Consider the following 20,918-nt stretch of genomic DNA (forward strand, 5'->3'; position numbering starts at 1 on the left):
AGGGCACGCGCCCGACCCGTCCGAAACCCAGGCAACGAGGCCGGCCCGGGCCCGAGAGGCCGAGACCGGCCCAGCGTCCACGGAGCCGGCCGCGAGCCCCTGTGGCACGCTGAGGAATGCGGGAACCCGCAGCCCCCTTCCCCCCGAGAGGAGCGAGGTCATGGCCGTCGAGCCGCTGTCGCAGAAGGAGATCGAGAACCGGCTGGCCGAGCTGCCGGGCTGGTCGCTGGACGGCGACCGCCTCGCCCGCTCCTACCGGCTCGGCTCGCACTTCGCGGCCACCGCGATGGTGGTGCACATCGCACAGGTGCAGGAGGAGCTCGACCACCACTCCGACCTCACCCTCGGCTACAACACGATCCACCTCACCGTGAACACGCACAGCATCGGCGGCGCGGTCACCGAACTCGACTTCCGTCTCGCCCGCAGGGTGGAGGACCTGGCACCGGGGCACGGGGCACACTGACCCACGTGCTGGACTACGACAGGGAAGCGGACGACTACGACGCGACGCGGGGCGGCGAGCCACGCGCCGCCGCGGCGGCCGGCTCGGCCCTCGGGCTGGTGCCGGCGGGCGCGCGCAACCTGCTCGACGTCGCCTGCGGCACGGGGATCGTGACGCGACGCCTCGCCGCGGGCAGGCCCGGACTGCGGGTGACGGGCGTCGACTCCTCCGCGGGCATGGTCCGCACGGCCGCGGCGCGCCTGCCGGGCGCCGTCGTCCTCGGCGACTCCCGTCGACTCCCCTTCGCGGACGGCTCGTTCGACGCGCTCACGGTCATCTGGCTGCTGCACCTGCTGGCCGACGCGGAAGCCGTGGTGGCCGAGGCCGCACGTGTCCTGCGGCCCGGCGGCGTCCTCGTCACCACCGTCGACAAGGACGCCGCCCACCATGTGGACAGCGACATCGACGTGCTCGCCGCGCCCTACCGCACCGGGCACGCCGCGGACTCGGCCGCGCTCGTCACGGCGTACGCCGCCGCGCACGGCCTCCTCCCGAGCGGAATCGCCCGCTTCCCGGGACACGGCCAGGGCCGCGTCCCGCGCCGGCTGGCCCGCCGCATCCGGGACGGCGCGATCTACCCCGCCGGCGGCACCGAACTCGCCGACCGCGTCGAGGCCCTGCCGGACCCCGACTCGCCGCGCCCGGACCCCGAGTTCACCCTGCGGGCGTACCGCCGGGTCTGAGCCGGCCCGCCGTCACACAGGCTCGCGGCGGGTGAACTCCATGACCCAGTTGGTCACCCACGTCCGCTCCCCGTCCACCGAGAAGGCCTGCTCCCAGCGGGCGGTGGTCGCCGAGATCCCCGACCACACGAAGCGCACCCGTACGTCCTTCCCGTCGTGCGTGTCGTCCCCGAGGAACTCGCCGCGCCCGTCGGGCCCGAACCACCCGTACATCGGAGGGAAGAGCCTGCCGCTGCGGCTGCTGGACCAGTGCAGTGACCACCGGCGCGCCTCCGGGTCGAAGAGCCGCAGGGTGAGCCCCTTCCAGCCGAGGTCCGGCACGTCCATCTCGTCGATGTCGGCGGCCCCGTCGAACAGGCTCCGGCAGTGGCTCGTGGCGGGGAACTCCTCCCAGCCGCCGTCCGGGTCGAGGAAGTCGGTCAACCGGCGGTTGTGGACGTCCCAGTCGCCGAGCAGGAAGTCGAAGTCGTGCGGGGTGCTCATGAGCGGTCTCCCGTGGTTCCCTCGGGCAGCGAGTCGGCCAGGTAGGCCTCCAGGTCAGGGGTGTCGGGGGCGAGCAGATGCCGCACCCAGGCGTCGCGTTCGTGCAGGATCGGCGGCAGCTCCCAGACGCAGCCGATCCAGGGCCGGCCGGGCACGACGAAGTGCGTGGGGTCACGGTCGGGGCAGCCCAGTACCGGCTGGCCCGCCGCCGCGCCGCCGAACTGCAGGACGTTGTCCCACACCCAGCTGTAGACGTTGAGGTACGCGCCGTCGTCGCCGCCGCGGTGCAGCACGACGAAGCTGGCCGGCGGGGTGCCGTCCGGTTCGGGGAGCAGCCGCGGCAGGATCGCGTACGCCGCCCGCTCGACCTCGGGCGCGATGCCGGCGGGGTCCTCGGTGACGTGGTAGCGCTTGATGTGCCGCCCCGCCACCTCGATGGGCGGCGGCACGGTCAGGAATTTCTCCCGGAAGCCAGGGGAGGCCGAGAAGGTCGTCGAAGCCATGACCGGACGCTAGGCCCGCTCCACTGACATCCTGTGTCAGTGAAAGCCGGCCGACTCGTCTCGATCCTCCTCCTGCTGCAGACCCGCGGCCGGATGACCGCCGCCCAGCTCGCCGAGGAGCTGGAGGTGTCGGTGCGGACCGTGTACCGCGACGTCGAGGCGCTGGGCGCGGCCGGCGTGCCGTTGTACGGGGACGCGGGCCACGCGGGCGGCTACCGGCTCCTCGACGGCTACCGGACGCGTCTCACCGGCCTCACCGCCGGGGAGGCCGAGGCCCTCTTCCTCGCGGGCGTACCCGGACCGGCCGCCGAACTCGGCCTCGGCCCGGTCCTCGCCGCCGCCCGGCTGAAGGTGCGCGCCGCCCTCCCGCACGAGCTGCGGGGACACGCGGACCGGATCAGCAGCCGCTTCCATCTGGACGCGCCCGGCTGGTACGCGGACGCCGACGACACCCCGTACCTGCCGGCGGTGGCCGACGCGGTGTGGAACGGGCGCGTCCTGCGGATCCTGTACCGCCGCTGGCGCGAGCCGACCGACGTGGAGCGCCGGCTGGAGCCGTACGGTCTCGTCCTCAAGGCGGGCCGCTGGTACGTCGTGGCGGGACCGGGCCCGCGCACCTACCGCGTCGACCAGATCCTCGAACTGGCCTCGACGGAGGAGGAGTTCACCCGTCCCGAGGACTTCGACCTGGCCGCGTACTGGACCGCGTACCAGCAGGACTTCCACCGGCGGTTGCGCCGCGGCCGGGCCGTCGTCCGGCTGGCTCCCGGAAGCCGTCCGAGCGGACCACTGGCCGACGCGGTGGCCGCCGACGGCCGTACGGACGAGGACGGCTGGACGCGGGTGACCGTGCCCATCGAGTCCGTGGACCAGGCGCACGACGACTTCCTGCGGCTCGGTGCGGCCGTCGAGGTCCTGGAGCCGCCGGAGCTGCGCGAGCGGATCGCCGCGACGGTGCGGGAGCTGGCGCGCCGATACGGATAGAGAGCGCTTGCCGAGAAGCGGCAACTCCCGTGCGGGCGGCGGCGACCGAGGGGACGGAATCCGTCTGTCCTCCCAGGAGGTACCCATCGTGCAGCACCCGCACAGGCAGCACCGCGGACGCGTGATCGGCTCGGCGACGGCGGCCGCGGCGGCACTCGTCGCCGCCGGGCTCACCGCGCTCGGCACCGGATCGGCCGAAGCCGCCACGGCCCGGCAGGTCGAGGCCCTCGACCGGGGCGTCGTCAGCGTCCACACCGACAGCGGCAACCTGGTCAGCTGGCGCTGGCTGGGCACCGACCCGAACGACGTGTCCTTCAACGTCTACCGGGCCGGCACGAAGGTGAACCCGTCCCCGGTCACCGGCTCCACGAACTACTTCCACTCCGGGGCGCCCGCGCAGGCCGACTACACGGTCCGCGCGATCGTGAACGGCGTGGAGCAGGGCGACTCGGTGCACGCCGTCCAGTTCCGCAGCGGCTACAAGGACGTGCCCCTCACCCCGCCCGCCGGCGGCACCACACCCGACGGAGTCGCCTACACCTACGAGGCCAACGACGCCTCCGTCGGCGACCTCGACGGCGACGGACAGCTCGACTTCGTCCTCAAGTGGCAGCCGACGAACGCCAAGGACAACTCCCAGTCCGGCTACACCGGCAACACGATCGTCGACGGCATCAAGCTCGACGGCACCCGTCTGTGGCGCGTCGACCTGGGCAGGAACATCCGCTCGGGCGCCCACTACACCCAGTTCCAGGTGTACGACTACGACGGCGACGGCAGGGCCGAGGTCGCCATGAAGACGGCGGACGGTACGACGGACGGCCGGGGCACGGTGATCGGCAGCTCCTCCGCGGACCACCGCAACTCCAGCGGCTACGTCCTGTCCGGACCCGAGTACCTGACCATGTTCAACGGCCTGACGGGAGCCGCCATGGGCACCGTCGACTACGTCCCGGCCCGCGGCACCGTCTCGTCCTGGGGCGACTCGTACGGCAACCGCGTCGACCGGTTCCTGGCCGGGACCGCCTATCTGGACGGCAGCCGACCCTCGTTGATCACGGCGCGCGGCTACTACACCCGGACCGTGATCGCCGCCTGGGACTGGCGCGGCGGCGCGTTCACCCGGCGCTGGACGTTCGACACCAACTCCTCGACCAACAGCGGAAAGGGCTACGACGGCCAGGGCAACCACCAGCTGTCCGTGGCGGACGTCGACGGCGACGGCAAGGACGAGATCGTGTACGGCTCGATGGCGGTGGACGACAACGGTTCCGGGCTGTGGACGACGAGGAACGGCCACGGCGACGCGATGCACGTCGGCGATCTCGACCCGTCCCGCGCGGGCCTGGAGGAGTTCAAGGTCGACGAGGACTCCAGCAAGCCGTCGTCGTGGATGGCGGACGCGAGGACCGGCGCCGTCCTGTGGTCGACGGCCGCCGACGGCGACAACGGCAGGGGTGTGTCCGGGGACGTCTGGGCGGGCAGCGCGGGAGCCGAGTCCTGGTCCTCCAGGGCCGACGGCGTCCGCAACCCGAAGGGGACCGTGGTGGCGAACCGCAAGCCGGGCAGCGCCAACTTCCTGTCCTGGTGGGACGGCGACCCGGTCCGTGAACTCCTCGACGGCACCCACGTCGACAAGTACGGCACGTCCGCCGACACCCGCCTGCTGACCGGCGCGGGCGTCCACTCGAACAACGGCACCAAGGCGACCCCGTCGCTGTCCGGAGACCTGTTCGGCGACTGGCGCGAGGAGGTCGTCTGGCCGACGACCGACAACACGGCGCTGCGGATCTACTCGACGCCGTACGAGACGACCACGAAGATCACCACCCTGCTGCACGACACCCAGTACCGCACGGCGCTGGCCTGGCAGAACACGGCCTACAACCAGCCCCCGCACCCGAGCTTCTTCCTGGGCGACGGCATGCCGACCGCGCCACGGCCCGCGGTGTACGCGCCGTGATCCGCTGAGACGGCGCCCGCGGGGAACGGGCCGGGGCAGCCGCGCGATCCCCTCGCGCGGCTGCCCCGGGCGGGTCCGGATCCCCGGCCGGTCAGGTCACCGTGCAGGTCCGGTCGTCGAGTCGGAACGACTTGGGTTTCGTGTTCGAGCCCGTCCAGCTGCCCGTGAAGCCGAAGGCCACCGACGAACCCGGTGCCACGGTGGCGTTCCAGCTCACGTTCCTCGCGGTCACGGCCGTGCCGTCCTGGGTGTGGTCCGCGTTCCACAGCTGGGTGATCCGCTGGCCGTCCGGGAAGGTCCAGCCGAGCGTCCAGCCGTTCCAGGCGCTCGTGCCGCTGTTCGTCAGGGTCACGTCCGCCTGGAAGCCGCCCGACCACTGGTTGGTGATCCGGTAGGTCACCGCGCAGGCACCCGTCGGTGCCGGATCGGTGCCGCCGCCGTCGCCGCCGCTCGTGTCGGAGGTGTCGCCATAGACGATCCCGCGCCCGTTCGTCGACACGTACACCCGCCCGTAGACCCGCGGGTCGCCGGTGATGGCCGCGCCGGTCCAGCCCCACTGGTGGGCGTCGTCGTTGATGCGGGTCCAGGTCGCGCCCTTGTCGGTGGACCGGAAGATCCCGCGGACTCCGCCGATCTTCGCGCTGGTGTAGAGCGTCTGGTACGAGGCGCCGGCGGCGGCCTTGCCGAAGCCGATGGTGTCGGCCTGCTCCACTCCGGCCAGCCTGGTGAAGGTCGCGCCGCCGTCCGTCGAGTGCCACAGCCCGTACGCCCCGTCGCTCGCGCCGCCCGCCAGCCACACGTCACCCTTCGTGCCCGGCAGCGCCTTGAAGCGCACGCTGTCGCCGCTCGGCAGTCCGCTCGCCGGGGACGCGGTGAAGGTGGCGCCGCCGTCCGAACTCACGTAGAACGTCCCGGACTTGAAGCCGTAGAAGGTCTTCGGGTCGGCCCGGTCGGACTCGACCCGCGCCCCGGCCGGGATGCCGGAGGACGCCGACCACGACGTACCGAACCCGGTGGTGTACTGCACCCCGGTACCGGACGGGCTCCACACGAAGCGGCTGCCGTCCGAGGCCGCGGCGACCGTTCCGCCGCCGGTGACGCCCGAAGGGTCGGTGCCCGCGAACCAGTTGGCGCCGTTGTCGGTCGAGAAGCCGATGTGCGGGCCGGAGTCGAGGTCGCCGACCCGGACCACCGTGTTCGGGTTCGTCTCGGCGTAGTCCAGGCTCGTCGTGGTGGTGAGATTCGGTGAGGTGTACATCATCGAGGGGACCTTGGTGAGATCCGTGTGCCGGAATCCGCCGATGTCACCGAGCGCGCTGAGCAGCGGAGCACCCGACGGGGGAGAGGCGAGGTCGTTGACGGCCGTCTCCTCCAGGCCCCGGACCATGGGCTCGACGGTGAACCGGCCCCCGGTGTCCCAGTCGGTCAGGTTCTCGGTGCCGTAGATCGTCGCGCCCGTTCCGTACATCATCCGTGCGGAGTCGAACGGGTCGATCTCCAACCCCTCGGTCATCCAGCCGAGTTTGGGGGTCTGCTCGGGCGGTGCGGGATTCGCGCCGAAGGTCAGCCAGGGCACGGAGGCGACGTCCATCGTGTAGCGGTTCGAACGGTTCGGGTACGACGTGTAGTCCCAGGCCTTCGTCCAGGTGCCGCCGCTGTCGGTGGACCGGAAGATCTGGGTGTCCGGCCACCAGGAGCTGTACGCCGTCGCCATCACGGTGCCGGGGTGCTGCCGGTCGACGGTCAGTCCGCCGAACCCGTAGTAGGTATCGGCCTCCGCGACCGGGCTGATGTCCGTCCAGGTCCCGCTGCGGGTCGCGTACCGCCACAACCGGCCCTTGCCGCCGTCGTACGGTCCGCCCTTGTCGCTGTAGGCGAGATACAGGTAGCCGTTCGCCGCGTCGAGCACGCCTTTGTGGGCGAGGTAGCCGGTGGGCTGTCCCGCGAGCCGGGTCCAGGTCGTGCCGCCGTCCGTCGAGCGGTAGACCGCGTTGTCCTTGTCGGCGACGCCCACGTAGACCGTCTGCGTCGTACTGCCCTTCGTGCCGGTCGACTCGTCGAAGGTGACCCAGACGATCCCCTGGTTGTCGGAGGCGTAGCCGCTGGTGTCGGTGGCGTCCTGGACGTAGTTGCCGGCGTTGGGGAACGCGGTGACCCGCGACCAGCTCACCCCGGAGTCCGTGGAGCGCCACAGCCCCTTGCCGCTGGGCGCGCCGAGATACAGCACGCTGTTTCTGTTGGGGTCGACGACCAGCCGCTCGCCCATCCCGCGGCCGGGCATGTTGCCGCCCAGCTTGAACGGCAGATCGGCCTTCTGCCAGCTGGCGCCCCGGTCGGAGGAGCGCAGCACGGCGCCGTCGGTCGGGTCCCAGCTGTTGGTGTACGTGCCGACCGCGGCGTACACCTTGTCCGGGTCGACGGAGTCCGAGGCGAGGCTGACGACTCCGGTGTGGCCCCACTCGTCCCAGCCGACCGAGTCGAGCAGCGGCGTCCAGCTCTTGGTGGACTCGGTCCAGCGGTAGGCGCCGCCGATGTCGGTGCGCGCGTAGGCGAGATTCTTCTCGGAGCGGTTGAAGACGATGCCGGGGACGAAGCCGCCGCCGTCGATCCGGGCGTTCTTCCAGGTGTAGGTGTCCGCGGCGACCGCCGTCTGCGTGGTGTCCGTGGAGCCGGCGGCCGTCGGGGCGTCCGCGGCCAGTGCGGGCGGAGTGCCGGCCAGTAATCCGGCCGCGAGCGCGAGCACGGCCGTCAGGATGCGGGTTCTGCGCACGGTGGGGTCCTTTCCGGGGAATGCGGGGGGAGGGAAAGGCGCGAAGGCCGGGCGGCCCTCAGTGCGGGTGAGGGACCGCCCGGCCGGGGCCCTGCCGTCAGGGACAGGGCCGTGTACACGGAGCCTCAGCGGGGACTATTCGAGCAGCTCCGCGTACGAGCCCATGGCGAGTGCGATGTCCGCCTGGGCCCAGAAACGGTGGTACGTGAAGGAGGGCGCGGCGCCGCCCGCCAGATAGCTCTCGATCTTCGACCAGGCCGGGTCGTTCCTGTAGAAGGACCGGAGCGAGGCGAAGGTCGAGGAAGAGTTGATCTTGTCGCCGTTCGGCATCGTGCCGCTGAAGCCGCTCGGGACGTACACGCCGTCGTCGAAGCGGTTGTAGTCGGCGCGGGTCTCCGGGACGGCTATGCCCAGACCGTCCTGGTAGTTGCTCCACATGCCGTCGAGGAGCGCCTTCGCCGTCGTCTTCGCCTGGGTGTTGCCGGACTTGGCGGCGTAGTACGACAGGGTCTTGGCGTACGCGGCGGCCACCCCGACGTCGTTCGTGTAGTCGGCGACGGTGACGTGAAGTCCGCTGTTGGCGCCGGGACTCGACGCGTTCCAGGTGTCCGGGGCGCCGGACCACTGGAGGGTGGACGGGATCTGATAGGTGCCGTCCGGGTTGACGGTCGTCTTGGACAGCGCCCAGGAGACCCACTTGTCGAGGATCGCCTTGGCGCTCGCGTTCCCCGTCTGCTGGTAGTACTCGGCGACCCGCTCCATCGACCACGCCTGGAAGCCGAACCACTGGTTGGACGGCGGGTCGTGGTACACCGGCTGCTGGTCGTAGTACATGCCGTAGAAGGTCGGCGTGCCGGCCGGCGGGGTCGCGTAGCGGCCCGCCCAGCTGTTGGTCGCGCCGCCCGCGATGGCACCCTCGTCCGACTGGAGCCAGCGGTAGAACTCCAGCTGCCGGCCGAGCGACTTGGCCCAGTCCGCCTGTCCGGTGGCCGACTTGGGCTTCAGGTCGGCGTTCGAGCTCAGCGCGTAGGCCGCCAGCGGATTCTGGTAGCCGCCGTGCGTGTGGCTGGAGCCGATCCGCCAGGCCCATCCCGCGGAGGTGTCGGTGGCGCCGCCCCACGCGTAGTACCAGGACAGCAGATAGTGCGACGCGTCCTTGCCGGTGCCGGCCGCGCACGTCGACGGGCCGACGCAGTTGCCGATCTTCTTGAAGTACTTGTCGTACATGGCGTAGCGCAGATAGTCGCCCATCTTCGCGGCCTTGCCGACGGTGCTGGACACGTCGCCGCCCTTGCCCTGGGCCTTGGCCCACACGTCGGCCCAGTACGCGGCCTGCACCGCGCGCGCGTCGGCGTCGGGCGCGTCGGTGTACTTCCACTGCTTCGCGTACGAGGAGTCGCCGGTGAACAGGTCCAGGTGCCCGTTGGTGCCGCCGTACTTGAAGGCGTCACAGGTCGGCTGCGGCACCGTCTCCCACACCGACTCCTGCGCGCCGCGCTGGAAGGTGTTGATGTAGGAGGGGCCGGTCGCGGTCGGGCCCGCCTCGCACTTGCCGGGCTCGTCGCCGTAGCCGTAGACGTTGTCGACGTCCTGGAGCCAGTGCATGCCGTACACGTCGTCCGTGCCGTACGCGCTCTTCAGCTCGGAGGCGATCGGGTCCGGTCCCACGGAGACGCCCGTGTCGAGCTTGGCCGGGTACTCGTTCGGGGTGTCCAGCTCAGGGGCGTACGTCGCCGGTTTCGAGGCGTTGTAGAAGGAGTTCGTCGGCTGGTCGGCGTGCGTGGGGATCATGTACGTCTCCATGGTCTGCCACGCGGCGTTGAACTTGGACCAGTCGCCGGTGACCTTCCCGTACATGGCCTGCAGCCAGATCAGATAGCTGTACGCCTCCGACGTCGTCTCGTGTCCCTGGTCCGGCGCCTCGACGATCAGCGTCTCCACCGAGTGATAGGGGATGCCCTCGGGCGAGAAGTAGCCGTTCGCCGGGTCGGTGATCTTGCCGTAGAGGTCCAGGAACCGTGCGTCGTACGCCTTCGAGGCGGCCAGTTCCGTCACGGTGACCGTGGCCTTGGTGTGGCCGGTCGCCGAGGCGGTGAAGGTGGCGGCGCCGGTGCCGGAGGCGTCGGCGGTGATCGTCACCTTCTGCGCGGTGTTCCAGTTCGACGGTGTGAAGGTGAGCGAGGAGCCGCCCGTGACCGACAGGCCGGTGTTGCCGTCCGTCCGGGCCACCGCGACCGTCACGTTCGCCGACGGCTGGGTGGACAGCTTCACGTCGAAGGTGCCCGTCCTGCCCTGCTGGACGCCGAGCTGGGAGGGCGAGGCCACCACGGCGGGACCCGAGGCGACGGTGATGCCGACCGGCGTGGAGTCGGCGGACGCGCCGAGACTGTCGTACGCCTTCGCGATCAGCGAATGACTGCCCACGGTCAAGCCATTGGCCGACAGCGTGTACGGCGAGCTCGTGTCGGTGCCGAGCAGCGTGGTGTCGTCGTAGAACTCGACCTTGCTGACGGTCGCCCCGTCGGCGGCGGCCGCGGTCGCCGCCAGCGGTACGGCGTCGCCCTGGGAGTAGACGGCTCCCGCGGTGGGACTGGTCAGCACGGTCACCGGCGGCTGGTGCGCGCCGGCGCAGGTGGTGCCGTTGACCGCGAAGGACGTGGGGGCGGTGTTGGTGCCGCTGTACGTGAACTGGCCGCCGGTGGTGACGGCGGCCCCGGCGGCGATCGTCCCGTTCCAGTCCGCGTTCTTCACCGTGACCGTTCTGCCGGACTGGGACCAGGCGCCGTTCCAGCCGTTGGTGAGGGTCTGGTTGCCCGTGTAGGCGTAGCTGAGGGTCCAGCCGGTGATCGCGTCCGTACCGCGGTTGGTGATCGTCAGATCCGCGGTGAATCCGGAGCCCCAGTCATTGGTCTTGTAGTCGACGCTGCACTGAACTGCCGCTGCGTGTGCGGGAGTTGTACCCGTCGCCAGGGTCGTCAGGGGGAGTGCCAGGGCCGCCACGACAGCGGTCCACAGACGTCGCGACGTGCGACGTCCCGGTCTGGGGAGCATGTGCTGGTTCCTCCTTGCGGCTCGGAGAATGGGGGAGGAGCAACAAGCCTTGAACCAGTGGGAGCGCTCCCATAGTGGAGAGCGGGCTGTGAGCGGTCAAGGTGCTCGGTGAGTCGAAATGATTCGATTGATCAACAACGCGACACCTCTGTCCTTCGCGGACACTTGGCGCTAACTTCAACCGCACCAGTGGGAGCGATTCCATCAGTCGACGCGTCCGTCACGACGCGCCCGAGCTGCAAGGAGTCGCTCATGCGACACCCCCCGCGTTCAGGACTTTTACTCGTCGGCGCCGCCGTCGCCCTCGTGGGCACGGCGATCGCGCCGACGGTCACGGCCTCGGGAGCCACTCCCGCGTGCACGGTGGAGTACTCCGTCACCAACCAGTGGGACGCCGGTTTCCAGGGCGCCGTGAAAATCACCAACAACATGGCCTCGGTGAGCAGTTGGAGCCTCACCTTCGACTTCGCCCAGGGCCAGAAGGTCACCCAGGGCTGGAACGCCAAGTGGTCCCAGTCCGGCACGTCGGTGACGGCGGCCAACGAGAACTGGAACGGCTCGCTGGCCTCCGGCGCGAGCGTCAGCGCCGGCTTCCTGGCCTCGTGGTCCGGGAGCAACACGGCACCGACCGGATTCAAGCTCAACGGCACGGCGTGCAACGTGGACGGCGAGCCGACCCCCACCGACCCACCGCCCACCGATCCGCCCCCCACCGGCGAGGCGCCGAAGCTCCACGTGTCCGGGAACAAGCTCGTGGACGCCGGCGGCGCCACCCGCCGGATGCTCGGAGTCAACCGCTCCGGCGGCGAGTTCATGTGCGTCCAGGGCTACGGCATCTTCGACGGGCCGGTCGACGACGCCGCCGTCAAGGCGATCGCCGACTGGAAGGCCAACACGGTCCGCATCCCGCTGAACGAGGAGTGCTGGCTCGGCCTGTCCAACATCAAACCCGAGTACGGCGGTGCCAACTACATCGCCGCCGTCAAGGACCTGGTGGCCAAGGTCGAGGCGCACGGCATGACCCCGCTCGTCGAACTGCACTGGAGCTACGGCCAGTACACCGGCAACTCCGCCGGCTGTTCCGACGTGCACGCCACCTGCCAGAAGCCGATGCCGGACGCGCAGTACACCCCGTCGTTCTGGTCCTCGGTCGCCGGCACCTTCAAGGACGACCCGGCCGTCGCGTTCGACCTGTTCAACGAGCCCTACCCGGACCGCGCGACGTCCACGACCACCCAGGCGTGGACCTGCTGGCGGGACGGCGGCACCTGCCCCGGCATCTCCTACGAGGTCGCCGGGATGCAGGACCTGGTCGACGCCGTCCGCGGCACCGGCGCCAAGAACCTCATCCTGGCCGGCGGTCTCGCGTACTCCAACGACCTCAGTCAGTGGCTCACGTACAAGCCGTCCGATCCCACCGGCAATCTGGTCGCCGCCTACCACGTCTACAACTTCAACACCTGTGCGAGCGAGAGCTGCTGGAACTCGACGCTCGCCCCGGTGGCGGCCCAGGTCCCGCTCGTGGCCGGGGAGATCGGCGAGAACACCTGCTCCCACGGCTTCGTCGACACCGTCATGAAGTGGTTCGACGACCGGAACCTCTCCTACCTCGGCTGGACCTGGAACACCTGGGACTGCTCCTCGGGCCCTTCCCTGATCTCCGACTACGACGGAACCCCCACCTCGTACGGCATCGGGCTGCGCGACCACCTGCGCGCCCTCAACGGATGAGACACACACGTCAACGGATAGGACACCCGCACTCATGAGTCGCACCAGAACAGCGTTACTGGCGAGCCTGGTCCTCCTCGGCGGCGCGACCACGACCGGCACCGCCGCCGCCGTCGTCGCCCCCGAACCCGGCATCGCCGCCGTCCCCTGCACCGTGGACTACAAGGTGCAGAACCAGTGGGACACCGGCTTCACCACCGCCGTCACCGTCACCAACAACTCGGCCGCCAAGTCGTCCTGGTCGGTGAAGTGGTCGTACGCCGGCAACCAGAAGGTGACCTCCGGCTGGAACGCCAGGATCACCCAGAGCGGCACGGCCGTCACCGCCGCCAACGAGAGCTACAACGGCACCCTGGCGAGCGGCGGTTCGGTCAGCTTCGGCTTCAACGCCTCCTACAGCGGCACCAACGCCCTGCCGACCAGCTTCACGCTCGACGGCGTGACCTGCAACGTCGACGACGGGGGCGGCGGCGACCCCGACCCCGGTCCGGACCCCTCCGGCAGGGTCGACAACCCCTACGCCGGCGCCAAGGTGTACGTGAACCCCGAGTGGTCCGCGAAGGCCGCGGCCGAACCCGGCGGCAGCCGGATCTCCAACCAGCCCACGGGAGTCTGGCTCGACCGGATCGCCGCCATCAACGGCGCGGGCGGCAGCATGGGTCTGCGCGCCCACCTCGACGCGGCGCTCGCCCAGAAGGGCAGCAACGAAGAGGTCGTCCAGCTCGTCGTCTACGACCTGCCCGGACGTGACTGCGCGGCCCTCGCGTCCAACGGCGAACTCGGCCCGACGGAGATCGACAAGTACAAGACGCAGTTCATCGACCCGATCGCGGCGATCCTCTCCGACAGCAAGTACGCCTCGCTGCGCATCGTCACCACCATCGAGATCGACTCGCTGCCCAACCTCGTCACCAACACCGGCAGCCGCGCCACCGCCACCCCGCAGTGCGACACCATGCAGGCCAACGGCAACTACGTGAAGGGCGTCGGCTACGCCCTGGCCAAGCTCGGCGCGATCCCCAACGTCTACAACTACATCGACGCCGGACACCACGGCTGGCTCGGCTGGGACGACAACTTCGGCCCGTCCGCCACCCTGTTCAAGCAGGCGGCGACCAGTGAGGGCGCGACCGTCGACGACGTGCACGGCTTCATCACCAACACCGCCAACTACAGTGCGCTCAAGGAGAACAACTTCACCGTCAACGACTCGGTGAACGGCACCACGGTGCGCCAGTCCAAGTGGGTCGACTGGAACCGGTACGTCGACGAGCTGTCCTACGCGCAGGCCTTCCGCAACCAGCTCGTCTCGGTCGGCTTCAACTCCGGCATCGGCATGCTGATCGACACCTCCAGGAACGGCTGGGGCGGCAGCGCACGGCCCACCGGTCCCGGCGCGACGACCAGCGTGGACACCTACGTCGACGGCGGACGCTACGACCGCCGCATCCACATCGGCAACTGGTGCAACCAGTCCGGTGCCGGCCTCGGCGAGCGTCCGCAGGCCGCCCCGGCGACGGGCATCGACGCGTACGTGTGGATGAAGCCCCCGGGTGAGTCCGACGGCTCCAGCTCGGCGATCTCGAACGACGAGGGCAAGGGCTTCGACCGCATGTGCGACCCGACGTACACGGGCAACGCCCGCAACGGGAACAACCTGTCCGGCGCCCTGCCGAACGCCCCGTTGTCCGGGCACTGGTTCTCCGCGCAGTTCCAGCAACTGATGGCGAACGCCTACCCGGCGCTGTAGTCCCGGCGAGCGGATGATCCGCCGGGGCCGGGTCGCAACGGCCGGGCCCCGGTGGATCGCGCACCCACCGCGGCGGTCCTCCGTGACGCGGCGCCGCACCGCGCTGCCACCCATGGGGCCGCCCCGGACGGACGGAGGACGGGCGTACCGGGATTTTGCCGTTCGAGCAATACGGCTGGCCGTTTCCGGGAGCGCCGGCGCACGCTGTCGGCATGCCGAACGAGAGGCCCGCGACCATGCCACAGCACCACGACCACATCTCGCACGACCACACCTCGCACGGGCACGCCCCGCACGACCACACCCATGTGGACTTCGCCGACATGCTTCCGCTGCTGGTGCAGGAGGCCGAGCTGTACGCCCCGGCCTACGTCGAGGCCGCGGCCTGGCTGCGGGAAGTACGCCCCGGAGCGGAACTGGTCGTGGACGCGGGCAGCGGCCCCGGCGTCATCTCCTGCCTCCTCGCCGACGCCTTCCCGGCGGCGCGCGTGGTCGCCGTGGACGTCGCCGGATCCCTGCTGGCGGAGGCCCGCGTCCGCGCCGAGCGGCTCGGTGTCGCCGACCGGTTCAGCACGGTCGAGGCCGAACTCGCCGACGGGCTCGGCTTCCTGGACTACCCGGCCGACCTGGTGTGGGCCAGCAGGTCGCTGCACCACGTGGGCGACCAGCGCGCCGCTCTCGCCGGGTTCGCGGAAGGTCTCGCGCCCGGCGGCGTGCTCGCCCTCCTCGAAGGCGGCCTGCCCAGCCGGTTCCTGCCGCGCGACTTCGGCATCGGCCGACCCGGTCTCCAGGCCCGGGTCGACGCGGCGCAGGAGGAGTGGTTCGCGAGGATGCGGGCCGACCTGCCCGGCGCGGTGACCGAGCCGGAGGACTGGCCCGCGCTGCTGACCGCCGCCGGGCTGCGCCACACGGCGACCCGCACGTTCCTCCTCGACCTGCCCGCCCCGCTCTCCGACGAGGCCCGCGCCTTCGTCGTCAGCTCCCTCACCCGGCGCCGCGAGGGCCTGGCCGAGGCCCTGGACGCCGACGACGTCGCCACCCTCGACCGGCTGGTCGACCCGGACGACAAGGCGAGCGTGCACCACCGCCCCGACGCGTTCCTGCTGACGGCGATGACCGTTCACGTCGGTGTGAAGCCCGCGTGACCGCGGGACTCGGCACCGGCCGGGGCGGGCGAACACCGTGATCCGCGCGCCCCGCACCCGCCGTGTGCCGCACTCCACGAAGTGCGCCGCGAGGGTCCGCCGCTTGACGGCCTCGCCCGGGGTCGCGTCGAGCGGCTGACCCGCGGGGTCGCGGACGGCCACGATGCTGGGAGTCGCCAGCATGCGTGCCTGGATCACCTCCGCAGGCACCTCCGTGCCGTACAAGGTGTGCGAGGCGACCGGTCCCCGGTCCAGGGCCAGGTCGCGCAGCCCGCGCACCGAGCCGGGATCCGGCAGGGACCACACCCGGCGCCGGGCCGGCATGAACAGCACACCGCCGCCGCCCGTCCTGGCCTGTGCGAGGGCGCGGGCGACGGCGGTGACGTCGTCGGTGCGGCTCTGCGGTGTGCGCAGGTGCAGGCTCGCGGGAAGCAGCGCGAGCAGGGCGGCGCCCGCGCAGGTCGCCGCCACCACGCGGGTCCGCCGGGCCCGCACGAGCCGGTCCAGGGCCGCACCGGCCAGGAGAGCGGTGCCGGCCTGGCAGTAGAGCACGTACCGGTCCACGTACAGGGGTTCGGCCAGGGACACCAGCAGCAGGAGCAGGGCGGGCAGCACGAGGAGGGACAGCGCGAACACGGGCAGCCGGGCGCGGTGCGCGCCGCCGCGCCCGAGCGCTCGCGCACAGGCCAGGGCCAGGGCGCCCGTCCCCGCGAAGCCGGCGATCGCCCCGGCCCCCGGCCGTCCGATCCAGGCCACCTGCGCCGACTGTCCCGCGCTGAGCACGGCGAGCGGCGCCACCGCGGCCAGCACCGCGGTGCCCGTCACGGCCCAGCCGCGGCGGACCGCGCGAGGCACCACCGGGGCGTGTCCCACCAGCGCCAGCACGGCGAACTCGTGCAGCAGACACGCCGTCAGCAGCACCGCGCCGTAGCCCGCCCAGGCCCGGCGGCCCGGCCGCTCCACGGCCCGCACCAGCAGAACGGTCGCCCAGACGACCAGGGCGCACACCAGGGCGTAGGACCGCCCCTCCTGCGCGTACCGCTGGACCTGCGGGAGCAGGGCGAACACGGTTCCCGACAGCAGGCCCGCGCCCGGCCCGGCCAGGCGCCGTCCGAGCGCGGCGACCGCGCCGGTCGCCACCGCTGTGGCGAGGACCGAGGGAAGCCGCAGCACCAGCAGCGGGTCCAGTCCGCCGCACACCGCGAACAGCGCGTGCATCACCAGGTAGTACAGGCCGTGCACGGCGTCGGCACCGGCGAGCGTCGCCCACAGGTCCGGCAGGTCGCGCCGCGCCATGTCGTACGTGACCGCCTCGTCGCGCCACAGGGTGCCGCCCCGCCGGATACCCCACAGCCCGAGGGTGAGGGACACGACGGCGGGAGCGAGCACCGGGAGGGGTGCGCGGGGCGCGGCTGCCGTCAACCGTTCGAGGGCGTGCGGCGGTCTGGAAGTGTGTGTGGTGGCGATGACCGGCTCCGGTGCGTGGCGGAACCTCGCGGCCCCCGCTGACGGGGCCCGAGGGCGTACACCGCCGAGTCCAGACGCCGGACCATTGATGGGCAGCCCCGTCGCGCGGGACCTATCAATCCAGGTGGGAGCGTCGGGGCGGCCCGGGCCGCCCCGGACGGGGGGAGGAACGGGTGGGACGTCGGGAGAAGCCGCTGGACCCGGCGGACGGCGCGGTGCCGGCCTTCGCGTACGAGCTGCGCAAGCTCCGTGACGACGCCGGGACCCCGACCTACCGCGCGATGGCGCGCCGCGCCGGCTACTCGGGGCCCACCCTGTCCGCCGCCGCGTCGGGCGAACGGCTGCCCACGCCGGCGGTGCTCCTCGCGTACGTCACCGCGTGCGGCGGCGACACCGCCGAGTGGGAGAAGCGCTGGCACGAGGCCGCCGCCGAGCGGGCGGACGCAGCCGAGGAGGACGGCGCCGACAGCCCCTACCCGGGGCTCGCCCGCTTCGAGCCCGCCGACCACGACCGCTTCCACGGCCGCGACGACCTGATCGCCGAACTGCTGGCCCTCACCGGCCGCGCCAGGTTCTCGGCGATCGTCGGTGCCTCCGGCAGCGGCAAGTCGTCCCTCCTCAGGGCGGGCCTGATCCCGGCACTGCGGCAGGAGACCCCCGAAGCGGCCGTGTCGCCGGGCCCGGGACGCGCAGGGGCAGGCGCACCGGGCAGTACGGGGGTGCCACCGGGCGGCGGGCGTGAACTGCCGCGCCCCTCCCTCGTGCCCGCCGCCATCCGCATCCTCACCCCGGGCGCGCACCCCGCCAGGACACCGGACGCGCTGTTCGTCCCGCACGACGCGCCGGGCGACACCCTGCTCGTCGTCGACCAGTTCGAGGAGGTCTTCACGCTCTGCGCCGACCCCGGTGAACGAGACCGGTTCATCGGCCGGTTGCTCACGGCCCTGGAGCCGGGCAGCGGACTGCGCGTGATCATCGGGGTGCGCGCCGACTTCTACGGGCGGTGCGCCGACCACGGCAGGCTGGCCGAGGCGCTGCGCGAATCCACCCTGCTCGTCGGGCCGATGACGCCCCAGCGGCTCCGCGAGGCGGTCGTGCGGCCCGCCGCGGCGCGGCGCGTCGTCGTCGAACGCGCCCTGACCGCACGGATCGTGGCGGACGTGACCGGTGAACCCGGTGGCCTGCCGCTGATGGCCCACGCCCTTCGGGAGACCTGGCGGCGCCGCAGCGCACGCACCCTCACCCTCGCGGCGTACGAGTCCGTCGGCGGGGTCCAGGGCGCCGTCGCACACACCGCGGAAGAGGTGTACGGGCGCTGCACCCCGGCCGAGGCGGTCGCGGTCCGGGCGCTGCTGCTGCGCCTGGTCCACCCCGGCGACGGCGCCGAGGACACCCGGCGTCCGGTCCGCCGCGACGAACTCGGTGACACAGCGGCCACCGGGCGGTTACTCGAACGGCTCGTGGGTGCCCGCCTGTTGACCGTGGACGACGAGACCGTCGAGCTCGCCCACGAAGCCCTCATCAGCGCCTGGCCCCGGTTGCGCGGCTGGCTGGACGAGGACCGCGAACGGCTGCGGACGCACCGCCGCCTCACCGAGGCGGCGGGCGTCTGGCGGGGGCTGGGCCGGGACACGGGCGCGCTCTACCGGGGTGTACGCCTGACCGAGGCCCAGGAGGAATTCGGCACGCGGCAGGGCGAGTTGAGCCCGCTGGAGCGTGACTTCCTGGCGGCGAGCGTGACGGCGTACGAGCATGGTCGCCGGACCGCGGCCCGTGCGGCCCGCCGGCTCAGGGCCCTGGCGGCCGGGCTCGCCGTGCTCCTCTGCCTCGCCGTCGTGGCGGGCGTCTCCGCCTGGCGGCAGAGCGGCGTGAGCGAACGGCAGCGGGACGAGGCGGAGGCCCGCCGCGTCGCCGCCTTCGCGGACACCCTGCGGCCCACGGATCCGCGTACCGCGATGCGCCTGGCGCTCGCGGCCTGGCGCACGGCCGATCTGCCCGAGACCCGAGAGGCGTTGCGCGCCGCGGCGGGCCAGAGCGAGCAGGATGCCTTCACCCAGCCCGTGCGGGACCGTGCCACCAACGCCCCTTCCTGGCTGAGCAGGGACGGCCGGCAGCTCACGACCGTCGTACGGGACCGGGTCGTTCAGTGGGACGTCCGAACCCACCGGCGCACCCGCGCCGTGACGCTGCCCGGACTGTCGTGGGGGATCGTCGACGTCAGCCCCGACGGCCGCAGGATCGTCTACCGCGAACGCAGCGGCGGCGCTGTGGTCAGGGACCTCGCGACCGGTGCCGTCCACCGCATCGCACCGGGGGACTGGACGGACACCGACGCCGCGTTCGGTCCCAGCGGCCGCACTCTCGTCGTACGACGCCCGGAACGGGACACCGACGGCCGTCGCGCCACCGTCGAGGTGTGGGACGCCCTCCGGCAACGGGTCCTCCTCCGCCACCGGAACGGCGACCCCGACGGGCCGCTGCCGGTGCTGAGCCGCGACGGCCGCTTCCTCGCCCGGTGCACGCACGACGGCGCGGAACTGCGCGTCTGGGACCTCGTCGAGCGGCACAGGATCGCCACGGAGGCGCCCGAGCGGACCGCGCGGCTGCTGTGCGGCTCGGACGAGCCGGTCTTCACACCCGACAACCGCGCCCTGGCCGCCGGCACCGATGAGGGCGTCGTCACCTGGGACTTCCACGCCGGCCGTGCGCGTCCCCTGCTGCCGACGCCCGGTGCGGCCGTCCATGCGGTGGAGTTCGACCCCACCGGCGGCTACGCCCTCACCTGGAGCCCGGGCGCGCTGGCCCTGTGGAGGACGGACGCACCGGCACCCGCGGACGGCGGTCCCCGGCAGCCGCTCATCACCTTCCCCGTCGGCACCCTGGCCGTGACCGACATCCGGCTCGACCCGCGGGAGGGCGTCCTGCGCTACCGCGAGGGTTCGTCCGGGGCCGGGGTCGTGCACACGCTGCGTCTGCACGGACTCGTCGGTCCGGCCTGGCGGACGAGCCCGGCCGCCGCCGCGGCGTTCGGCGCCCACGGCGAGCCCGCCGTCCCCGCGAAGGACCATGCGGCGCGGGCCGTCGCGACGGACGGCACCGTGCACATCGCCGTCGGCGTCCGGGACGGGATACGTGTCGTACGGCAGGGCACACGCCCCGGCACCCGCACGGTCCGCACGGGCAACGACGACCCGAGGGCGGTCGCCCCCTCCGGACGCACCGCGCTGACCGCCGAAGGCGTGCTGATCGACCTCGCCTCGGGCGGGCGCAGGAAGGGGTTCGGAGGCGAGGATCTGCTCCGTACCGCGGCCTTCAGCGCCGACGGCCGTCTCGTGGCCGTCGCCGACCAGCAGGGGCGGCTCACCCTGTGGGACGGGGACGGGCGGCGCCGGATCGCCGTGCTGACGGCCGCCGGCTCCACCGTCGAACCGCCCGTGCTCGCTTTCTCCTGGGACGGCTCGCTGCTGGCCGCGAGCACGCCCGACGGTTCGGTGCGGGTGTGGGAGACGGCGTCACCGCGGTTGCGCGGGGCGGAGCTGCCCGTCGGCGACGGTCCCGTCCTCGCGCTGGGATTCGGCACGGACAGCGGGGAGTTGCATGTGGCCACCCCGCATCTCGGCTCGCGTACGGTCGAGTTGGCACCCGCCCGGGCCGCGTCGGCGGTGTGCGCGCGGGCGGGCGGCGGACCGACCCGGGACCAGTGGCGCGCCCACCTGCCGGACGTGCCGTTCCGGCGGATGTGTTGAGGTGTGCGGTGCCGCGACGGGACCCCGTGCGTCAGGGCCTCCGCCGAGCGTGCACGCCGGCCCGTCGTCCTGCGCCGATGCCGGGCCGGGACTCCGGGGCCTTGACTTCGAGAGTGCTCCAAGTGATGAACTCGCGG

Annotated in this window: 12 protein-coding genes and 1 pseudogene; 8 read left to right on the forward strand and 5 right to left on the reverse strand. The window is 72.1% G+C overall.

Annotated features, from left to right (window positions below; all coding sequences use genetic code 11):
• Positions 1 to 160 precede the first annotated feature (160 nt).
• Positions 161 to 466 (forward strand): 4a-hydroxytetrahydrobiopterin dehydratase, encoded by a 306-nt coding sequence (locus tag BKI49_RS31245; RefSeq protein WP_095937653.1) that lies wholly within the window; start codon positions 161 to 163, stop codon positions 464 to 466.
• Positions 467 to 471: 5 nt separating this feature from the next.
• The gene (locus BKI49_RS31250; protein ID WP_095937654.1) at positions 472 to 1,188 is read left to right on the forward strand and encodes a class I SAM-dependent methyltransferase; all 717 of its coding nucleotides are present in this window, start codon (positions 472 to 474) and stop codon (positions 1,186 to 1,188) included.
• 12 nt (positions 1,189 to 1,200) lie between these two features.
• On the opposite strand, the gene BKI49_RS31255 is transcribed toward BKI49_RS31250, so the two are convergent.
• Both BKI49_RS31255 and BKI49_RS31260 read right to left on the reverse strand, forming a co-directional pair.
• The gene (locus BKI49_RS31255; RefSeq protein WP_095937655.1) at positions 1,201 to 1,671 is read right to left on the reverse strand and encodes a hypothetical protein; all 471 of its coding nucleotides are present in this window, start codon (positions 1,669 to 1,671) and stop codon (positions 1,201 to 1,203) included.
• Positions 1,668 to 2,174, reverse strand: a complete 507-nt coding sequence (locus BKI49_RS31260) for a hypothetical protein (RefSeq protein WP_095937656.1) — start codon at positions 2,172 to 2,174, stop codon at positions 1,668 to 1,670. Before BKI49_RS31260 ends, BKI49_RS31255 begins: the two co-directional genes overlap by 4 nt.
• Positions 2,175 to 2,213: 39 nt before the next feature.
• Here BKI49_RS31260 and BKI49_RS31265 point away from each other — a divergent pair, with 39 nt between their 5' ends.
• A complete protein-coding gene (locus BKI49_RS31265; RefSeq protein ID WP_095937657.1) occupies positions 2,214 to 3,158 on the forward strand; it encodes a helix-turn-helix transcriptional regulator in 945 nt (314 codons plus the stop codon).
• 88 nt (positions 3,159 to 3,246) lie between these two features.
• Positions 3,247 to 5,121, forward strand: coding sequence for a rhamnogalacturonan lyase (locus BKI49_RS31270; protein ID WP_179332643.1), 1,875 nt, complete (start codon positions 3,247 to 3,249; stop codon positions 5,119 to 5,121).
• Between the two features lie 91 nt (positions 5,122 to 5,212).
• On the opposite strand, the gene BKI49_RS31275 is transcribed toward BKI49_RS31270, so the two are convergent.
• Positions 5,213 to 7,891, reverse strand: coding sequence for a cellulose binding domain-containing protein (locus BKI49_RS31275; protein ID WP_095937658.1), 2,679 nt, complete (start codon positions 7,889 to 7,891; stop codon positions 5,213 to 5,215).
• Between the two features lie 135 nt (positions 7,892 to 8,026).
• Positions 8,027 to 10,942 carry a glycoside hydrolase family 48 protein gene (locus BKI49_RS31280; protein WP_095937659.1) on the reverse strand — a complete coding sequence of 972 codons (2,916 nt, stop codon included), beginning with the start codon at positions 10,940 to 10,942 and terminating at the stop codon, positions 8,027 to 8,029.
• Positions 10,943 to 11,194: 252 nt separating this feature from the next.
• On the opposite strand from BKI49_RS31280, the gene BKI49_RS31285 reads away from it, so the two are divergent.
• From BKI49_RS31285 to BKI49_RS31295, 3 genes are all read left to right on the forward strand, one after another.
• Positions 11,195 to 12,673 (forward strand): cellulose binding domain-containing protein, encoded by a 1,479-nt coding sequence (locus BKI49_RS31285; protein WP_095937660.1) that lies wholly within the window; start codon positions 11,195 to 11,197, stop codon positions 12,671 to 12,673.
• Positions 12,674 to 12,707: 34 nt separating this feature from the next.
• On the forward strand, positions 12,708 to 14,423 hold the full coding sequence (locus tag BKI49_RS31290) for a glycoside hydrolase family 6 protein (protein ID WP_095937661.1): 1,716 nt from the start codon (positions 12,708 to 12,710) through the stop codon (positions 14,421 to 14,423).
• Between the two features lie 236 nt (positions 14,424 to 14,659).
• Positions 14,660 to 15,568 carry a class I SAM-dependent methyltransferase gene (locus BKI49_RS31295; RefSeq protein ID WP_095937698.1) on the forward strand — a complete coding sequence of 303 codons (909 nt, stop codon included), beginning with the start codon at positions 14,660 to 14,662 and terminating at the stop codon, positions 15,566 to 15,568.
• Positions 15,569 to 16,411: 843 nt separating this feature from the next.
• Here BKI49_RS31295 and BKI49_RS36075 read toward each other — a convergent pair.
• Positions 16,412 to 16,864, reverse strand: a pseudogene (locus BKI49_RS36075) (glycosyltransferase family 39 protein); the annotation flags it as partial.
• Between the two features lie 344 nt (positions 16,865 to 17,208).
• On the opposite strand from BKI49_RS36075, the gene BKI49_RS31305 reads away from it, so the two are divergent.
• Positions 17,209 to 20,781: an nSTAND1 domain-containing NTPase gene (locus BKI49_RS31305; RefSeq protein WP_095937662.1), complete on the forward strand. Its 3,573-nt coding sequence runs from the start codon at positions 17,209 to 17,211 to the stop codon at positions 20,779 to 20,781.
• Positions 20,782 to 20,918: the final 137 nt, after the last annotated feature.

This window comes from Streptomyces sp. Tue6028, assembly GCF_002300165.1.
GTDB lineage: Bacteria > Actinomycetota > Actinomycetes > Streptomycetales > Streptomycetaceae > Streptomyces > Streptomyces siamensis.